The 15888-nt window shown below is 56.1% G+C and carries 16 protein-coding genes; 12 read left to right on the top strand and 4 right to left on the bottom strand.

The window, feature by feature from the left end; all coding sequences use genetic code 11:
• Window positions 1-705: 705 nt before the first annotated feature.
• The gene (locus NCN05_RS12455) at window positions 706-978 is read left to right on the top strand and encodes a DUF1651 domain-containing protein (protein ID WP_250398302.1); all 273 of its coding nucleotides are present in this window, start codon (window positions 706-708) and stop codon (window positions 976-978) included.
• Between the two features lie 1144 nt (window positions 979-2122).
• Here NCN05_RS12455 and NCN05_RS12450 read toward each other — a convergent pair.
• Together NCN05_RS12450 and NCN05_RS12445 are read right to left on the bottom strand one after the other, a co-directional pair.
• Window positions 2123-2296, bottom strand: a complete 174-nt coding sequence (locus NCN05_RS12450) for a hypothetical protein (protein ID WP_250398301.1) — start codon at window positions 2294-2296, stop codon at window positions 2123-2125.
• A 602-nt stretch (window positions 2297-2898) separates the two neighbouring features.
• Window positions 2899-4206, bottom strand: coding sequence for an MSMEG_0569 family flavin-dependent oxidoreductase (locus tag NCN05_RS12445; protein WP_250398300.1), 1308 nt, complete (start codon window positions 4204-4206; stop codon window positions 2899-2901).
• Between the two features lie 173 nt (window positions 4207-4379).
• Between NCN05_RS12445 and NCN05_RS12440 the strand changes: the two genes are divergently transcribed.
• From NCN05_RS12440 to NCN05_RS12405, 8 genes are read left to right on the top strand one after another with little or no spacing between them, the layout of a single operon-like run.
• A complete protein-coding gene (locus NCN05_RS12440; RefSeq protein WP_250398304.1) occupies window positions 4380-4862 on the top strand; it encodes an MSMEG_0572/Sll0783 family nitrogen starvation response protein in 483 nt (160 codons plus the stop codon).
• Window positions 4863-4884: 22 nt separating this feature from the next.
• The gene (locus tag NCN05_RS12435) at window positions 4885-5883 is read left to right on the top strand and encodes a Nit6803 family nitrilase (RefSeq protein ID WP_250398299.1); all 999 of its coding nucleotides are present in this window, start codon (window positions 4885-4887) and stop codon (window positions 5881-5883) included.
• On the top strand, window positions 5876-6964 hold the full coding sequence (locus NCN05_RS12430) for an MSMEG_0568 family radical SAM protein (protein ID WP_250398298.1): 1089 nt from the start codon (window positions 5876-5878) through the stop codon (window positions 6962-6964). The genes NCN05_RS12435 and NCN05_RS12430 overlap by 8 nt, the downstream gene beginning before the upstream one ends.
• Before the next feature lie 2 nt (window positions 6965-6966).
• Window positions 6967-7635, top strand: coding sequence for an MSMEG_0567/Sll0786 family nitrogen starvation N-acetyltransferase (locus NCN05_RS12425; RefSeq protein ID WP_250398297.1), 669 nt, complete (start codon window positions 6967-6969; stop codon window positions 7633-7635).
• A complete protein-coding gene (locus tag NCN05_RS12420) occupies window positions 7632-8609 on the top strand; it encodes a sll0787 family AIR synthase-like protein (protein WP_284500735.1) in 978 nt (325 codons plus the stop codon). Before NCN05_RS12425 ends, NCN05_RS12420 begins: the two co-directional genes overlap by 4 nt.
• A 52-nt stretch (window positions 8610-8661) precedes the next feature.
• Complete coding sequence (locus NCN05_RS12415; RefSeq protein WP_250398295.1) at window positions 8662-8943, top strand: MSMEG_0570 family nitrogen starvation response protein; 282 nt, start codon at window positions 8662-8664, stop codon at window positions 8941-8943.
• Window positions 8944-8968: 25 nt separating this feature from the next.
• The gene (locus tag NCN05_RS12410; RefSeq protein ID WP_250398294.1) at window positions 8969-9436 is read left to right on the top strand and encodes a nuclear transport factor 2 family protein; all 468 of its coding nucleotides are present in this window, start codon (window positions 8969-8971) and stop codon (window positions 9434-9436) included.
• A 4-nt stretch (window positions 9437-9440) separates the two neighbouring features.
• Entirely contained in the window at window positions 9441-10229 is a 789-nt protein-coding gene (locus tag NCN05_RS12405; RefSeq protein WP_250398293.1) for a DUF3050 domain-containing protein, read from the top strand.
• Window positions 10230-10340: 111 nt separating this feature from the next.
• Here NCN05_RS12405 and NCN05_RS12400 read toward each other — a convergent pair whose 3' ends face one another.
• Window positions 10341-10580, bottom strand: a complete 240-nt coding sequence (locus NCN05_RS12400) for a helix-turn-helix domain-containing protein (RefSeq protein WP_250398292.1) — start codon at window positions 10578-10580, stop codon at window positions 10341-10343.
• A 49-nt stretch (window positions 10581-10629) separates the two neighbouring features.
• On the opposite strand from NCN05_RS12400, the gene NCN05_RS12395 reads away from it, so the two are divergent.
• The gene (locus tag NCN05_RS12395) at window positions 10630-11088 is read left to right on the top strand and encodes a cupin domain-containing protein (RefSeq protein ID WP_250398291.1); all 459 of its coding nucleotides are present in this window, start codon (window positions 10630-10632) and stop codon (window positions 11086-11088) included.
• A gap of 572 nt (window positions 11089-11660) precedes the next feature.
• Here the strand turns inward: NCN05_RS12395 and NCN05_RS12390 are convergent.
• Window positions 11661-12083 (bottom strand): glycine zipper 2TM domain-containing protein, encoded by a 423-nt coding sequence (locus tag NCN05_RS12390; protein WP_250398290.1) that lies wholly within the window; start codon window positions 12081-12083, stop codon window positions 11661-11663.
• Window positions 12084-12315: 232 nt separating this feature from the next.
• Here NCN05_RS12390 and NCN05_RS12605 point away from each other — a divergent pair, with 232 nt between their 5' ends.
• Together NCN05_RS12605 and NCN05_RS12380 are read left to right on the top strand one after the other, a co-directional pair.
• The gene (locus NCN05_RS12605) at window positions 12316-12411 is read left to right on the top strand and encodes a DUF1651 domain-containing protein (protein ID WP_350223296.1); all 96 of its coding nucleotides are present in this window, start codon (window positions 12316-12318) and stop codon (window positions 12409-12411) included.
• Window positions 12412-12474: 63 nt separating this feature from the next.
• Window positions 12475-12633, top strand: a complete 159-nt coding sequence (locus NCN05_RS12380; protein WP_250398303.1) for a metallothionein — start codon at window positions 12475-12477, stop codon at window positions 12631-12633.
• The last annotated feature ends 3255 nt before the right edge of the window (window positions 12634-15888 follow it).

Raw genomic sequence — 15888 nt, 5'->3', positions numbered from 1 at the left:
GGCCGAAGGGCAGTCGGAATTGGACTGATGTCGCCAACGGCTATTTGGACCTGCCGCAATGGGGGCCACCACCGTGGACAGAACTGCAGTGGGTGATGCTGTGGAACGTGATTGAGCTGGCTGAGGAGACCTAGCGCCTGCGGTTGCTTGAGAGATTGCTGAAGTAGCAGTAGCAGTAGCGGTTCGTGGGAAGTCGAATGTGATTAACCAGCTTCTCGACGGTAGTCAGTAATACCGGTGGAATAGAGGCACACGAAAGAAATTCTTGATCCCAAAGGTCTCCGGAAAATGGTGTGCGAAAGCACGGGGGATTCCCTATCAAGGAGACCTGCGGCACTTCCTCTTACGGCTGAGTGAGGTGAAGCAGCAGTACGGGAGAGCGACCCGTAGCTGGCAGACAATCCAGTCCTCATCCCACGGCATCTGGGACGGGGGCTGGCTTTCTGCGCTTAATCCCGTCTTCCAATAAAGGAAAAGTTTCAGTGCATCGCACCGAAGTGCGTAACGCCTCACCAAGCTTTTGGAACGGCAACCGCATCGCTCGGGGAGAACGCTGTTCTCCTCGCGGTTCCGTCGCCCCACATCATTGATTCGGTTAAGGCTTTTGGAAGTCAGCCCAACCGATAGAAGGGGTTGTTTTTTTAATCACTGACTGGTCGTCGTTTTATACGGCAGGGATGCCAGAAATTTGATTAGACCATTTGTATGTCAAATAAGGATCGCAGCTTTCACGAGGCGCCAGAAAAAGCTGGTGGTGAGGGATGGCTGTATTCCGAGCAGCAGCAGAAGCTCTGTCACTTCAAGCCCGACACAGCGACGGTGCATGCGCAGTGGGTAGCCATCAGGACATACAGCTACGTTCCGCCCCGCCCGCCTGAGCCGATGACTCGCCGGCGGATGCTGCGGCACAACGCGATTGAGGCTTGGCAGACGATGCAGAAGACGGGCTGGAGGCGCTGCCCCCCGCCTGTCCGATAGCTATCAGTTGGGCATGACCAGACCACAGCGAATCGCTGTCACCGCTTTTCTGTCGGCTCTGTTTGTGCCGTCGTTGTTCCTTCTGCCCGTCTGGTGTTTGAAGAGTGAAGGAATGAGGTCGCTGCTCGGGGATCTGAGTTCCAGCGCGCCTCCATTGGTCACCACGGTGGTGGCTGGGGCCATCCCATTGATCGTGTTTGCCGTCCTTTGCTCGGTGTTTGCTTGGGTCGTCGCAAGGATCTGGCGCTGACCACAAGGGACTTGCGCACAATCGAGATGTCGTTTGTGCGGCCCACAAGGATTGGTTGGACGCTTGCTACGGATCTGAGGAGATCGACCAGCGGGATTTACTTTTCCAGCAGGTAGGACGGCTAGAGCGCATCGCCCGCAAGGCTGAAAATGCAGGCCAGTTTTCAGCGGCTGTCGGTGCTATTTCGGCTCTGAATCGAATGATGGCGTTGGGCGCTGACCAGAAGGGGTTTCGAGGTCACAGGACGCATCCCCGCCGATATTGATTTGGATTTCCTATTCGACGTTGCACATCGACCTCAGGCAGAGATACAAAGGACGTGTAGCCACCGCTACTAAACGTTCACCTCGCTTTTACGGGGCGCAGCTCGATTCAAGCCATGGAACGGGGGCTTGGGCTCTGCAGGAGCTGTGATGACTTCGTTGTATTGGAACGGTTCAGCATTTGCACCAGTGAATAAGAGAGCTGCAAAAAAAGAAGCAGTTGTTTTGCGTCTTGAGACAGCCTTCAAGGCTGCGGACGCAACACCGTCTCTGAGATACCGCGGCATCAGGTATCTGCGTCAAAACGGATTTGCTGCATAGCTCTGACCGTCTCAACGGTCCTTTATTAGGTAACCAGCGTTGACCTTGGCATCCGAGAAGTGCATAAAAAAGGCGGGTCGTGCATTACCCGCCTCATCTAATTCTCCAGCCGAGCAACCGGAGAACGCAGCTCTCAAGCTTGCAAAATGTAGAAAGCTTGTTGGCGTGACTGTGGATTCAGCGCCCACGATGGGAATTAATACCCAGAGTTGTAGTTAGGCGGCCACAGCGGGACCTTTTTCCACCTGTTGTCTGGCTGTAGTACTGCATTCACGGAAAGAGGAAAGCCGCCCCTCGGCCCGCTTCTCCCTCAAGCCTCGACTTCAGTCTTTTGTTCATCCTTCCGAGGAGCCTCTGTGGAGGTTTGCTCGGCTGTCTCAGCGTTGTGATGGCAAGCGTTGGCGACGTTGGCGAATGCAGCCATGACCATGATCGCGATGATCACAGTGCCACCGAAGAAGGCAATGTTCGGATGACGCTTCACGAGAGGCAGGTCTAAGAGTCAGCGGACCCTATCGGCTCAACTCAGACCCTGGGGACAAAGTGACTCAAAGGCGCCGTGCAAGCTGCGGGCCTCTCGCATTGCCCGTATGGATTACAAGGAATTTTGCCTCACCTGTCTGGTCACTTTGGCGGCCATCAACACGGTGATTAATTTGCGTTACCAAAGACGGCGTTGAGAACTCAGATCAGCTTGGAGCATCCCAGCAGGTATCCCGCAATGAGGCCAGTAGCGGCCCCTTGAAATTGCCAAAGCTGCTTCCGGTACTTCCAACCAGCTCGATCCAGAGCAATTCCAGCCCGGATGCTGCAACGACCAAAAGTAGGAAGAGGCTTTTCATGCCGTAAGTGTGGCCCCATAAATTTCACGTGGCCATTGCTCTAAGAACTGCTCTAAGGAAGGAAGAGCCCACCATGACATCAGTGACAACACGCATTTCAGAGAATTGACCACCTGCTGACGTAATAGGGGGTCAATTCTCTGAAACTTGCAGGTCGCAATGAATGATTTACGCAAGGCAAAGGGTCTCAAGCTGTTTTGTGAATCGTTCCCTAATGGTTGGCTTTGATCAGTTAAGTCCCAGGTTATGAACCCAGGATTGCTGTGCATTCCAGTCGTTCTTGGCAGGCATCACGGCGTTGCAAACGCAGATTGATCACTTGGGCGAGATAACGCGCATCGTCGCTGACGCCGCAGAAGCGACCGGAGCCCCAGGTGTGCAGCCAAGGCAAGCCGATGAAATACAAGCCAGCGCTTTGGGTGACGCCGCGATCATGGGCCGGCAACCCACTCCCATCAAAGACGGGCGCCTCAATCCAGCTGAAGTCACTGCGGTACCCCGTGCACCAGATCACAGCGGCGAGTGGCTGTGAGCTCAGATCAATTCCTGGATCTTCGATGGGAGATGGCTGCCAGCAGGGGGAATATGCCGGTTCAGCTGGTGCATCGATCCCTTCCTGTTCGATCCAGCTGTCAATGCTGGTGCGGATGCGGCAATACACCGCATCGGCTTGATCAAGATTGCTGGCTAGGTCATTCGCGAAACCGATGTGTTCGCGGGAGATGGTCGAGAGTCGGCCATGTAGATGCATGCCCTCTATCGCCCGTTGTCGTAGATCAATCTCACGCCCGCCGTCTCTGCCTGTGAGGTAGTGATTGGTCTTGGCTCGGACCGAGCGTGGATCCGTGTGATCGCTGATTGGCATGGCGTAGTAGCCCATGCGATCCAACCAATCCACAACGTCTTTGCCGCGATAGCGACGCGGAGATCGCGGTGCTCGGCCCACGCTCAGGTGCACGGAACGACCTGCAAGGTGGAGGTCTTCAGCGATCTGACTGCCGGATTGGCCATTGCCAACGACCAGCACCGGACCATCCGGGAGTGCCTCGGGGTTGCGGTAGGACCGTGCATCCAGTTGCTGCACAGATGCTGGTAGGCGTTCGGCGAATGGATGACGTCGGGGGATGTGGTAACCCCCAGTGGCAACGATGACGTGTTCGGCTTCGATAACTCCCTCACTGGTGTCGAGCCGATACCCGTTCACGATGGGTTGCAAGCGCGAGACGGCCACGCCCTCTCGAAGGTCGGCGTTGACGTGCTGAGCGAAGCGCTGGAGATAGTCCACAATTGAAGCCTTGCCCATGAAGCCGTCGGGCTGATCACCGCTGTAGGGAAAGTCGGGAAGACGGCACTGCCAGTTCGGCGTGACCAGGCAGAAGGAATCCCAGCGCTGTTGGTCCCAGGCGTACGCCACACGGTGCTTCTCGAGAACGAGCGGCTGTATCCCTTGTTGCTGCAAGGCATAGGCAGCGGACAGGCCTGCCTGGCCTGCACCAATAACCACTGCCGAACGTCGCTGGACTGACGAGTTGGATTGCGCGTCCACTTGCAACGTAAGTAGGCATATATCTTTCAATTATCGTTTCCCGGAAGTCGAAGAATGCTGTAGTAAAAAGCACAGAATCGTCGATTGATTGATCTGCTGATGTCGTTGATTTGGTTGCAATAGGCACATCGCAGCGCGCCGCAGAAGAGTCACGATTAGAGTACTTACCAAAACTTTACATGCCTGCCGTAGATCGTCCTGCCAATCAGCCCGGCGACTTCCTGGTTGACTACGAGGAAAAGGTTTTTCCTGATGTGAAGGCCGAGCCTGGAGAAAAAGCTCTTATCACATTTCATACCGTTGCTTTCGAGGGCTCGATTGGTTTGGTGAATCTGCTCCAAGCCAGTCGTCTGATCAACAAAGGCTTCGAAACCTCAGTTCTGCTCTACGGTCCAGGCGTCACGTTGGGAGTAATGCGCGGCTTTCCCAAGCTTGGTGATGCGGCATTTGATGGTCACTTGAACTTCAATGCACGCTTGCAGAAATTCATGGATCAGGGCGGAAAGGTGTATGCCTGTCGCTTTGCCTTACAGGCCTTGTATGGCCACGGTGAAAAAGCCTTGATGCCTGGAATCACGCCTGTGAATCCACTGGATGTTCTCGACATCGTCTTGATGCACCGTAAGGAAGGCGCCTTCATTCTTGACACCTGGACGCTCTGATTGTTTCCGGAGGCTCTCCACTGTGACCACAGTCAAAGTTGCTGCCGCGCAGATCCGTCCTGTCCTGTTCAGCCTGGACGGATCCCTGCAAAGAGTGCTGGATGCCATGGCCGAAGCTGCGGCTCAAGGGGTGGAACTGATCGTTTTTCCTGAAACGTTTCTGCCCTATTACCCCTACTTCTCGTTTGTTGAACCTCCGGTCTTGATGGGGCGATCCCATCTAGCTCTGTATAAGCAGGCTGTGGTGGTTCCCGGCCCTGTCACCGATGCCGTTGCGGCTGCTGCCCGTCAGTACGGCATGCAGGTTCTGTTGGGCGTCAATGAGCTTGATGGTGGAACGCTCTACAACACGCAGTTGTTGTTCAACAGCTGTGGCGAACTGGTTCTGAAGCGGCGAAAAATCACGCCGACCTATCACGAGCGGATGGTCTGGGGCCAAGGGGACGGCTCAGGTCTCAAGGTGGTGCAGACGCCGTTGGCTCGTGTCGGCGCTCTCGCTTGCTGGGAGCACTACAACCCCTTAGCCCGTTACGCCTTGATGGCCCAGGGGGAGGAGATCCACTGCGCTCAGTTCCCTGGCTCCTTGGTGGGCCCGATCTTCTCGGAACAGACCGCCGTCACCATGCGCCATCACGCCCTTGAGGCCGGGTGTTTTGTGATCTGTTCCACCGGTTGGCTGCACCCCGACGACTACGCGTCGATCACGTCGGAGTCGGGTCTTCACAAGGCGTTCCAAGGGGGGTGTCACACCGCTGTGATCAGCCCTGAGGGCCGGTATCTGGCAGGTCCATTGCCGGACGGTGAGGGGTTGGCGATCGCCGATCTCGATCTTGCCCTGATCACCAAGCGCAAACGGATGATGGACAGCGTCGGGCATTACAGCCGCCCCGAACTGTTGTCGTTGCAGATCAACAGTTCGCCTGCGGTTCCCGTTCAAGACATGTCGACTTCATCGGTTCCATTAGAGACGTCCACAGCTCCCGATGCCTTGTCCTCGATGGAGGAGTTGAACCATGTCTGAGCTTGGTCGCCTGGTCACGGAATTGCAGGTGCATGGCGTTCGGGTTGACCCTGTGAAGGGCAACCCGGGACGACGGGGAGGTGCGGGTCCCTCCGACCACCGTGCCTTGGATCTCGATGGCACCACCGTGATGGTGCCCGTCTACAACGATGCTTCCGCAGCGTCTCCCTACAAGTTGGCATCCTCCGGTGCTGTACTTGCGATTGAGGGACCCGAGCAGCAGTGCTCTCCTGAGATCACAACCACACGGGAACCAGCCTTTTACGGCCTGAGCACAGCCGACGGAATCTCCTACCGATCGATTGCCTTGCTGCATAGCAAGGATGTGTTGGCCACCACGTTGCTGCAGACCTGCATTCGTTTTCGGGATCGATCCCAGTCGTGCCAGTTCTGCGCGATTGAACAGTCAATCGAGGATGGGGCCTTGGTGCGCAAGACGCCCGAGCAGGTGGCGGAAGTGGCGGAAGCGGCTGTTCGGCTGGACGGGGTCAAGCAATTGGTGATGACCACCGGAACGCCCAACAGTGACGATCGCGGAGCCCGTCTGATGGCTGAAACCGCTGAAGCCGTCAAGCGTCGGGTGAATCTCCCGATCCAGGGCCAGTGTGAACCGCCGGAAGATCCGCGCTGGTATCAGCGCATGAAGGACTCTGGAATTGACAGTCTCGGCATGCACCTGGAGGTGGTGGAGCCGGATGTGCGGCGTCGGATCCTTCCCGGGAAATCGGAGCTCAGTCTTGAGCACTATTACGAGGCATTCGCGGATGCCGTTGCGGTGTTCGGTCGCGGTGAAGTGTCCACGTATCTGCTGGCCGGCCTGGGTGACAGCAAGGAGGCCTTGCTCGAATGCAGCCGACGTCTGATTGAACTCGGGGTCTACCCCTTTGTGGTGCCCTTTGTACCGATCTCTGGCACACCGCTGGAGAGCCATCCATCACCGGACAGCTCCTTCATGGTTGAGGTGTATCAGGGTGTTGCCGCGATGTTGAAAGCGGGGGATCTGCGCTCGGAGCAGATGTCCGCCGGTTGTGCCAAGTGCGGAGCTTGCTCCGCACTTTCGTTGTTCGAACAGGTGTCGTAGTCATGGTCTCGTGTCTTGATCCCAGTAGCTGCGGCATTGGCCGCAGCATCAGTTCCGCGCCCCACTTATTCACGCCCTCGGTGCGCGCTGGCATCGGAATTGATGCCGATGATTTCCGTCTGTCTCCCTCCGCGAGTTCGGATCGTTTCACCTTTCATGTTTTGCGTGCCGACGCGTCGCTAATCCAGGGGTATTGGTCGTTGCGGCGGAGCATCTTCTGCAGCGAGCAGCATGTGTTTGAAGAGTCTGATCGTGATGAGCTTGACGCGATCGCCTACCCCATTGCGGCGTTGCATCACAGTTCAGAGCCAGAGCATGACGATGGCGCTGAAACAGATGTGGTTGGCGTGGTGCGGATTGTGGAAACAGAGCCGCGACTTTGGTATGGCGGTCGCCTCGGCGTGCATGCCGATTTCCGCCGTCACAACCAGATTGGCAAGGGGTTGATCTGGAAGGCTGTTACCACCGCCAATGGTTGGGGATGTGATCGTTTCCTGGCCACGGTGCAGATTCAGAACGTTCGCTTTTTCCGCCGCTTGCACTGGACCTCAATCGATGAACTTGAGATCCGGGGCATCCTCCATCACCTGATGGAAGCGGATCTCGGCTACTACCGGCCCTCCCGTGAGCAACGGCCGATCACCTCGCATCACGTTTTAGCTGCGGCATGAATGACGTAGGCCTTGTGAACGCCTTGCGCAGGAGCAGTGGCCTGTTGGCGAAGCGCGATATTCGCTCGGCAGCTTCCACCTTTTGCCATCAGCCCTTTCCGCAGCTGGGATTGGCCGGGATGCTGGGTGACGACGCTGCTGTGCTGCCCGCTCAAACCGGCCAATTGTTGCTGGCCTGTGAGGGGATGCATCCCGGTCTGGTCGAAGAGGACCCGTGGTTTGCCGGCTGGAGTGGGGTCTTGGTGAACCTCAGTGACATCGCAGCCATGGGTGGTCGTCCCCTGGCGCTAGTGAACAGTGTCTGGAGTGCCCGTGCTGAAGACATCAGCGCCTTGATGGAGGGAATGCGATTCGCGTGTGATCGCTTCGGTGTCCCCATGGTGGGTGGCCACTCCAACCAGAAGAGCACTTATCAGGCGCTCTCGGTGTCCGTCATGGGAGTGGCGGAAGGTCCCGTCCTGTCCGCTCGTGCAGCACGACCCGGTGATGAGCTGTGGATGCTGGTGAACAAAGCAGGAAGCTTCTATCGCCACTACCCCTTCTGGGATGCCGCGACCCATGCCCCGCCCGAGCGTCTTCGTGCGCAACTTGCCTTGCTGCCCATGCTGGCCGCTAAACAGCTGGTGCACGCTGCCAAAGACATCAGCATGGGAGGCATCACCGGCACCGCCGTGATGTTTGCCGAGGCGTGTGGTCATCAGTTAGTCCTTGACCTCGACGCCGTAGAACGACCTGAAGGCATCCACGATGAGGCTTGGCTGACCTGCTTTCCAAGTTTCGGCTATCTGCTGGCTGTGAACCCCTCGCGCACGGCAGACTTGGCGCGGCTGGCCTCACGCGATTCGACGCTGATTTGCTGCCGTATCGGTCACTTTGCCTCGGGCGATTGCAGTGTAGTTGTGAACCATTCAGGTGACACGCATCACTTCTGGGATGGTACTGATGCGCTGACGGGTTTTGGCTGTGTTCGATGAGACAGTCATGGTCAATCTTGGCGTGCAAGATCATTGAATTGAATATCGATCCATGCCTGAAGTTAGCTTTCAACTGGAGTGGCCAGACGGGAAATCCAGCACGTTATATTCACCATCGACGGTCATTCTCGATTACTTTCGACCAGGCGATTCGCTGTTGGTTTCTGAGCTTGAAGAGCGCGGAGTTGAAGCGCTTCGTGCTGCTTCTGAGCGTGTTCGTGCGCGGTACGGCTTTGCCTGCACGCGCGCAGACGAAGAAGAGTCCCAGTTGCGCCAGTGGGTCTCTCGCTACAGCCCCGATGACACGGTTCGTGTTCTCGGACAGCCTTCTTAATTGTTATTTTCACTGATTGATTTTCATGTCTGGAAAACCTCCCTTTCCTCCGTTCACTTTGGAAACGGCCCGCCAGAAAGCACGCATGGCGGAAAATGCTTGGAACAGCCAGGACCCCGACAAGGTCTCACTCGCTTACACCGAAGACAGCGTGTGGAGAAATCGCAGTGAGTTCATCCGCGGCCGCGCTGAAATCCTGGCTTTCCTGCAGCGAAAATGGGCCAAGGAGCTGGATTACAAACTGATCAAAGAAGTCTGGGCCTGCAGCGACAACCGGATTGCGGTTCGCTTTCAGTACGAGTGGCACGACACCTCGGGGCAATGGTTCCGGGCCCACGGCAACGAAAACTGGGAGTTCGCCGAGAACGGCTTGATGCGTCGGCGCGAAGCCAGCATCAATGATGTGGCGATCGCTGAAAGTGACCGCCTGTTCACCTGGGGGGATGGTCCGCGTCCGGATGATTTTCCGGGTTTGACGGAGCTGGGACTCTGAGTTGATGGAGCTGCACCGTCATCCGCTGCCGCAGGCGATCTCGTCCATCGCGGACCTGCGGCTGTTCATGGAACACCACGTATTTGCGGTGTGGGATTTCATGCTGCTGCTCAAGTCCTTGCAGCAGCACCTGGCGCCTTCCGGTGTCCCCTGGGTGCCGCCGCGCCATCCCGAGATCGCAGGTCTAGTGAACAACCTGGTGGCGGAAGAGGAATGTGATGTTCTGCCTGACAGCCTTGGAGAGCCGCTGCATCTCTGTCATTTCGCGATCTATCGGCGCGCGATGGTGGAGATCGGTGCTGACACGGTGGTGATCGATGCAGTGCTCCAGCAGGCCTCGAGAGGTGACCTCGCCGGCGCTGTGCGCCATAGAGGGATCCCTGCTTCATCAGCTCGTTTCCTATGCACCACCCAGGAGTTGATTTCCTCCGGTGAAGTGCATGCCTTAGCAGCGGCGTTTGCCTATGGCCGGGAGCTATTGGTGCCCGACCTGTTTCGCGGTCTGCTCGATCGGTTGATCGTGTTGGAGCTGCCCTGCCCGACCCTGCGTTGGTACCTCGAACGCCACATCACCCTGGACAGCGACAGCCATGGGCCGTTGGCGGAAACGATGGTGCTCACCTTGGCCGGAAATGACCCTGCCGCGCATCAGACGGTCCGTACGGTTCGCAGGCAAGTGCTTGCTGATCGGGCTGCGTTCTGGGATGCGATCGAGCTCCAGCTTCGGGAAAGGGCTCCGAGCAATCGATCCGGCGGCCAACATTCACAGATGCTCTGTTCTGGTCTTGCCTAACTCCGAACATCGTGCCGGCTCAAGTGGCCTGTTTGGCGTTTTGAAATGTTTGTCGTGTTGGCTGCGATGTTCTCAACTGTCTGTTTTGCAGTGATAGTTCGTGGTTCATTTTCAGCGCCGGGGGGGGGTGGTGTGCGTGACATGGGAAAAATCCCCAACGCCGTAGAGGTTTTCAGGACGGCCACGCTTACCGGTTCTGCGTTGGTGACGCTGTAGCTGACCTTGTTCAAACAGGTCAAAGCAGACCAGCCGTGCGTGTTCTGCATTGCCACCAAGAGCAGCCACCATCTCGGTGATGGACTGATAGCCGTGTTGCTCAACGTGCTGCAGAACCCTCGGGCTTTCTTCCATGGCTTGTTTCAAACGAGTAGGTCAGAATTAATTGAGCATCACCACTTGGATGAAGCGCCTTCTCGCATTCGGCACCATCGCTTTGGCATTAGCCGCATGTAGTCCAAATCAAAAAGCTGAAACATCGTCAGTTTCAACAAAGCCTTCAATCCAAGAGGTTTTGACTAGTTCTAAGACTCTGGATGGAACTGCTCTTGAGTACCCGGCAGGTAAAGCAGAGTTGCGCCTTTACAGAGTCGAAATACCAGTTGGTGGAAAAATTCCTTTGCACAAGCACCCAGCTCCAATGATGGTTTATGTGCAAGGAGTTAACTCTGGTTCATTGATGAATACTCGGGTGATGTCCGATGGAAGCGAAGTCAAAACTATTTTCAAACCCGGTCAAGCCTTTTTAAAGGGAGTTAATTCGCCTCACTACAGTGAGAACGTTGGCAACAAGCCGACAATTCTTTGGGTGACAGTTGCTTCTACTGAAGGCATGCCCACAACAGAGTTTATTGACGAGTGATTTTGACGTAAATCCAATTAGGACAGGGTCCTTCTGGGCTTACCCAACGTGGGTGATCAGAAGGCCCGTTGTTTGCCTAGGCACAGCAATTTTTGGGATGGTCACCTAGTCCAGCCATGACTGTTTTAAACCTCAATAACGCCAGTGCTCACCTTGGGTTCAAGTCATGCGTCACGTTGCGGCGATTGCAACGCAAGGGCCAACTAGATGACTATCGGCGTGTCGGGCCGGACAAGAGAGCCATTTATTTAGAGACGGATCCGTATGGGTTGCCGTCGCTGCGTGAGCACGTTCAGAAACACACGGCGTGCCGGTTTGATTCACCGTTGTGGCAAGCGCCGTCGTGGACTGAGGTTGCGAATGGATATTTGGATCTGACGCAGTGGGGGCCACCACCGTGGACGGAGCTGCAGTGGGTGACGCTGCGCAACGTGATTGAGCTTGCGCAGGACAGCTAACGCCTGCGCCTTGCTTTGACTTTCAAGGCTCGCTTATTGCGCCATACGGCGAGATAACCGCCGAGACCTAAGCCAACCAGCAGCAGAAGAGGGCTCATGTGTATTCAGAGAGCATCAACCACCATCTACCTGACATCCGACCATCGCTCCTGCCGCAGCACCAACAGGGACTCCTACCCAACGGCCTTGCTTCCTGGATAGTGCCGCTCCAAGTCCGGCTCCAAGAAGTCCACCGATCACACTCCCTTCGACACAGCTGTTGTTATCAACATCTACCGCTTGGGGTTCTTGTGCAGGAATCTGATTTGGCTTGTTAGCGCAAGCTATCTCTACCTTTTCGGTCCAGCTGCGGACGTATCCAGGCTTGTCTTTTGTGCCAGGCACGTATTCCTCTCTGTATTCGTCGCGAAAGCACTGAGTGGTGCGCGAATAACCAGGTTGCGAGACTGTTTGAGCCTTGGCTACTGCAAGGTCAACGTATGGCAGCGTTGCGGTGCCAATCAGCAGGGATGCAAGGACAGTCTTAAGCGCAGGCATCTAGTTCGTTCCATAAAGGCTCGGTATGCCACCCAGTCTGGCTAGTACTTCAGGTATGCCCAACAAGGACCGTAGCTTTCACGAGCCGCCAGAAAAGTCTGGTGGTGAGGGGTGGCTGTACTCCGAGCAGCAGCAGAAGCTCTGTCACTTCAAGCCCGACACGGCGACGGTCCACGCTCAGTGGGTAGCCATCAGGACCTACAGCTAAGTTCCGCCCCGCCCGCCTGAGCCGATGACTCGGCGGCGGATGCTGCGGCACAACGCGATTGAGGCTTGGGAGACGATGCGAAAGACGGGGTGGAGACGCTGCCCCCCGCCTGTCAGGTGAAGTTCAACTGGATGCACTGGTTGTTTGTTCGACCTAATAAGAGGGGAGTTGATCGAGGAATCCATGCCAATCGCAAATCAGCAATGCGCGTGTGAGCCCTGCGGCTGCGTTGTTTCCCCTCAAAAAGCCGTCAAGAAAGAAGGAAAAATTTATTGCTCCCAGTCATGTGCTGATGGTCATGCCGGTGATGACAAATGTTGCTCTAGTTGTGATTGCTGCTGATTAGTCGCAGCAGCCGCCTTGTTGCAGGGGGACCACTGTTACTCCGCTAACGACATTTGAATCCATAAGAACCCTTACCTGTACCCCGCCACTGGGGTCTTCAGCTAGTTCTACGGCGAGCCCAACCAGCTCATCTCCGTTGGCTTTCGTGTGGTTCAGAAGCTCAACGCGTTGAAGTTCTTTTGGAGTCGACACAGGCGATAAGGCGGCCTTGAAGGCTTTTTAACGCTGAACTGACTCCCCGACCGGAAAGAAAGGGAGTCAGGTCGCTCCAGCGCCCAATGGCATTGCCTAACCATTGTGTGGAAGTGCCCAGCAAAGGTACCTCCGAAGAAACGATCGCCTCTGCCAGGCGTTCAGTGCAGTTCCAATGAGGCGACAGCAGCGACCAAATGAGACGCTGAAAGGTTTCGGCAACTGAAAACGCTGATCTGACTCCCCCCGTTCAGAAGAGGAGTCAGGCCGTTGCTTGCTGTGTCGGCGTGAAACTAACGCTGACACTCAGCGCCCAATGGTTCCTACAAAAACCATGGGATGGAGGTCTTGGGGACTCCGAAGCCACAATCACCCCTGTCAGGGGTTCAGCCCGACACAGATGAGTCGATGGCGGTAGCCAAATGAGTCGTCGAAGCCAGTCAAAACGCTGAACTGACTCCCCGCATCGCATCAGGGAGTCAGTGCAGTAATCAGCGCCCAATGGTCATTGGAGAAACCATTGGATGGAGGCTGCAGGAACCCTCCGAAGACACAATCACCCCGGCCACTGACTTGTTGCCGCATCAATGAAGCGCTTTCAGCGGCCAAATGAGCCACTCCAATGCTTCAACAACCTGGAGGCCGGAAGAAAACAGAAGGCTTCGGCAGACCGTTCGAATGACAGGCGCATCTTGAGCCTGCAGCCCGAGGGGGTCTGCGCTTGGGAGTCGAGGACCACTTGGCCTCCTCCCTTTTAACGGGGGAATCGAGGACCGTAAGGACTCTTCCCCACACCATTTCCAAGCCGCCAGCTCATTGGCCATCCGCCGTGGTCTGCTCCAGCACGGTGAGCATCTGACCCGGCAGTGCGGACACTGGTCATCCGTGACCGAAGCCGGGGTTGGTGACACGGTGGTGGCAGGAGAGGGAGACGCGGGCGAGGGAACCCGCGAACATTCCGTCTCCCAAGCGTTTGCAGTGGTGCTAGCGCCAAAACAATCCTCACAGCAAAGTTGAGGAGAAATGGATAGTGATTAATGCCTAATTTGGTGCATTTGATGCTCGGGGAGGGCCCGCAGTTAGAGAGAATGAACAGGAAGGCAGTGGTGCCTTCAATGCGTCTGTTTGGGGTGGGCTGAGGGGCCTGCCTCTTTTTGTGAGATTGCCTCATCAGCGCCGATCACTAGTTGGTGGGACATTGGATGTGCTCCCCGATGCCGACTATGGCCCTCAATTCTCTGAGGGCGGCTTAGTTCACGACACGATCCAGTAAGCGGGTAATGGCCCTAAAGGACAGGCCATTCCGAGTGATCTTGGGCTTGGGCACGCACTCTGCGTGAACAGCTGAACCAGCCGCGTATTTCGCTGCAACCTCAGACAGTTCGATCGTCTTGCCGCAGACAGTGCAGGGGAGTTTCTTGACCAAGCGGGGATGCCTTTAACCCTGTAGTCAGTCGTAGCCCTACAACCTGCGAAAAAGCCAGTCCTCTAGTGCTGTTATTGGTGGTGCAGTGCACGCCGGTTGTGCACCCCGATGCCCAGCATCGCGCTCAGCTCACGAGCAGTGGCAACAGCGGCACCGATGTTGTTCGATTCCATCCCGCGTGTCCGAACGTCTTCTGCGGTTGCAGTGCGTGACAGGACGCACCTGCGCGGACGGCACGGCATGGAACGTTGAGGGGAGCTAAGAGGACTACTCGTTCCTTCTGAAGGGGGCAGCGAATGTGACGGACATGGCTCCAAAGCAACGCAGTCAATTCGCTGAAAAGGCGCTGAAGGTGATGGCAGGGAGTGATCGCCTCTGGACGGTTGAAGACATTGAACGAGAGCTGGGATGCACCGAAAGACACGCCTATCGGGTTCTGAAGGGCTTGTTCGTAGAGGACAAGATCACCAGGCAGACCCTTGCCTCCACGGGTGGTCGCCCGAAATATGTATACGCAGAGAAGACTTTTTGTACTTCCCTCACACACCCCCATCGAGCGACAAAGTCCTTGACCCTGTCTCCCTGTTTAAGCAAGTCGAATCCAACATCGGATGGTTCTGGCCTTAAAGGCAATGAGCGTTAAGGCTGATTGCCTTGTGCGTGCCCGCTGTCGAGAGTTAGTTCATTGAGATCGGAGGAGCCAATGACGGCCGACACTCCACCTGAGCAAACCGTAGAAGTCGCCTGACTTTTAGGTCCCTGCTCCAACAGTTTCCACCCAACCGTGGGCTACTCGTCTGTGAAGACACTCCAGTACGTCAGAACAGTCGACTCTCCTCTGCACCGTTCGTAGGTGCCCCGTAGGAGGCCAGCCCAACACCTGGACGTAATGGCCCCAGGAACCTGAAAGCCCGACACTTCGCCCGACGCCAGCAATGGCATACGGCATGGCCCCTGTTTTGCCACTACAGGGGTGTCGGAAGCGAGTCATAAGAGAGGTCACCCCATTCCTGTCGTAGGTGGGCTGGCCTCTCAACCCCTGATCACATCACGGGTTTAACGATGCACAAGCGAGCGAGCTAGGCCGTCTCTTCCACCTGGGGGGGGGCGGCCTCCCTCTTTGTGCCAACACAGAATTGGACTTTCCCCACACCCTCACCCACTGATCGGTAACAACAGCGCCAATCGTTAATGACTAGCTAGAAGCGCGTTACTAGTTAGTTACCCATGAATACTTCTCAGATGCTGATCGCATTTCTTGCGTTAGGTGCTTCTGTGAGTTCCATCGTCGCTTGGCGTTTTGCAGCGTCAAAGCTATGGAGAGATGAGCCATGATTCCTGTCTCCACCTCAGTGCTGATGGTGCTTCTCAAGCCATTGCAAGTCTTTTCCGCCGTGCAGCGTGTTTTTGGCTTCGGACCACGTAAAGGCAAAAGTAATGAGTCTGCGAAGCCTAAGGTTTAACGATTTTTGAGTTCACTTCTCTTGCGGTAACTTTTCCGTGCTTCTATGACGCTTGATTGGCCTCTTGCTTACCGCTTTTGACTCTTGTCAGTTGTTCGGTTGTGGTTCGGTTATCTCACTCACGTACTGCTTCTAAGGCTGGCGAACGTAGTTGAGTCATTTCAATCAATC

The organism is Synechococcus sp. MU1651 (assembly GCF_023630635.1).
Lineage (GTDB): Bacteria > Cyanobacteriota > Cyanobacteriia > PCC-6307 > Cyanobiaceae > Parasynechococcus.
The sequence above is the reverse complement of the archived record's forward strand: the minus strand, read 5'-3'. Positions and strand labels throughout refer to the sequence as shown.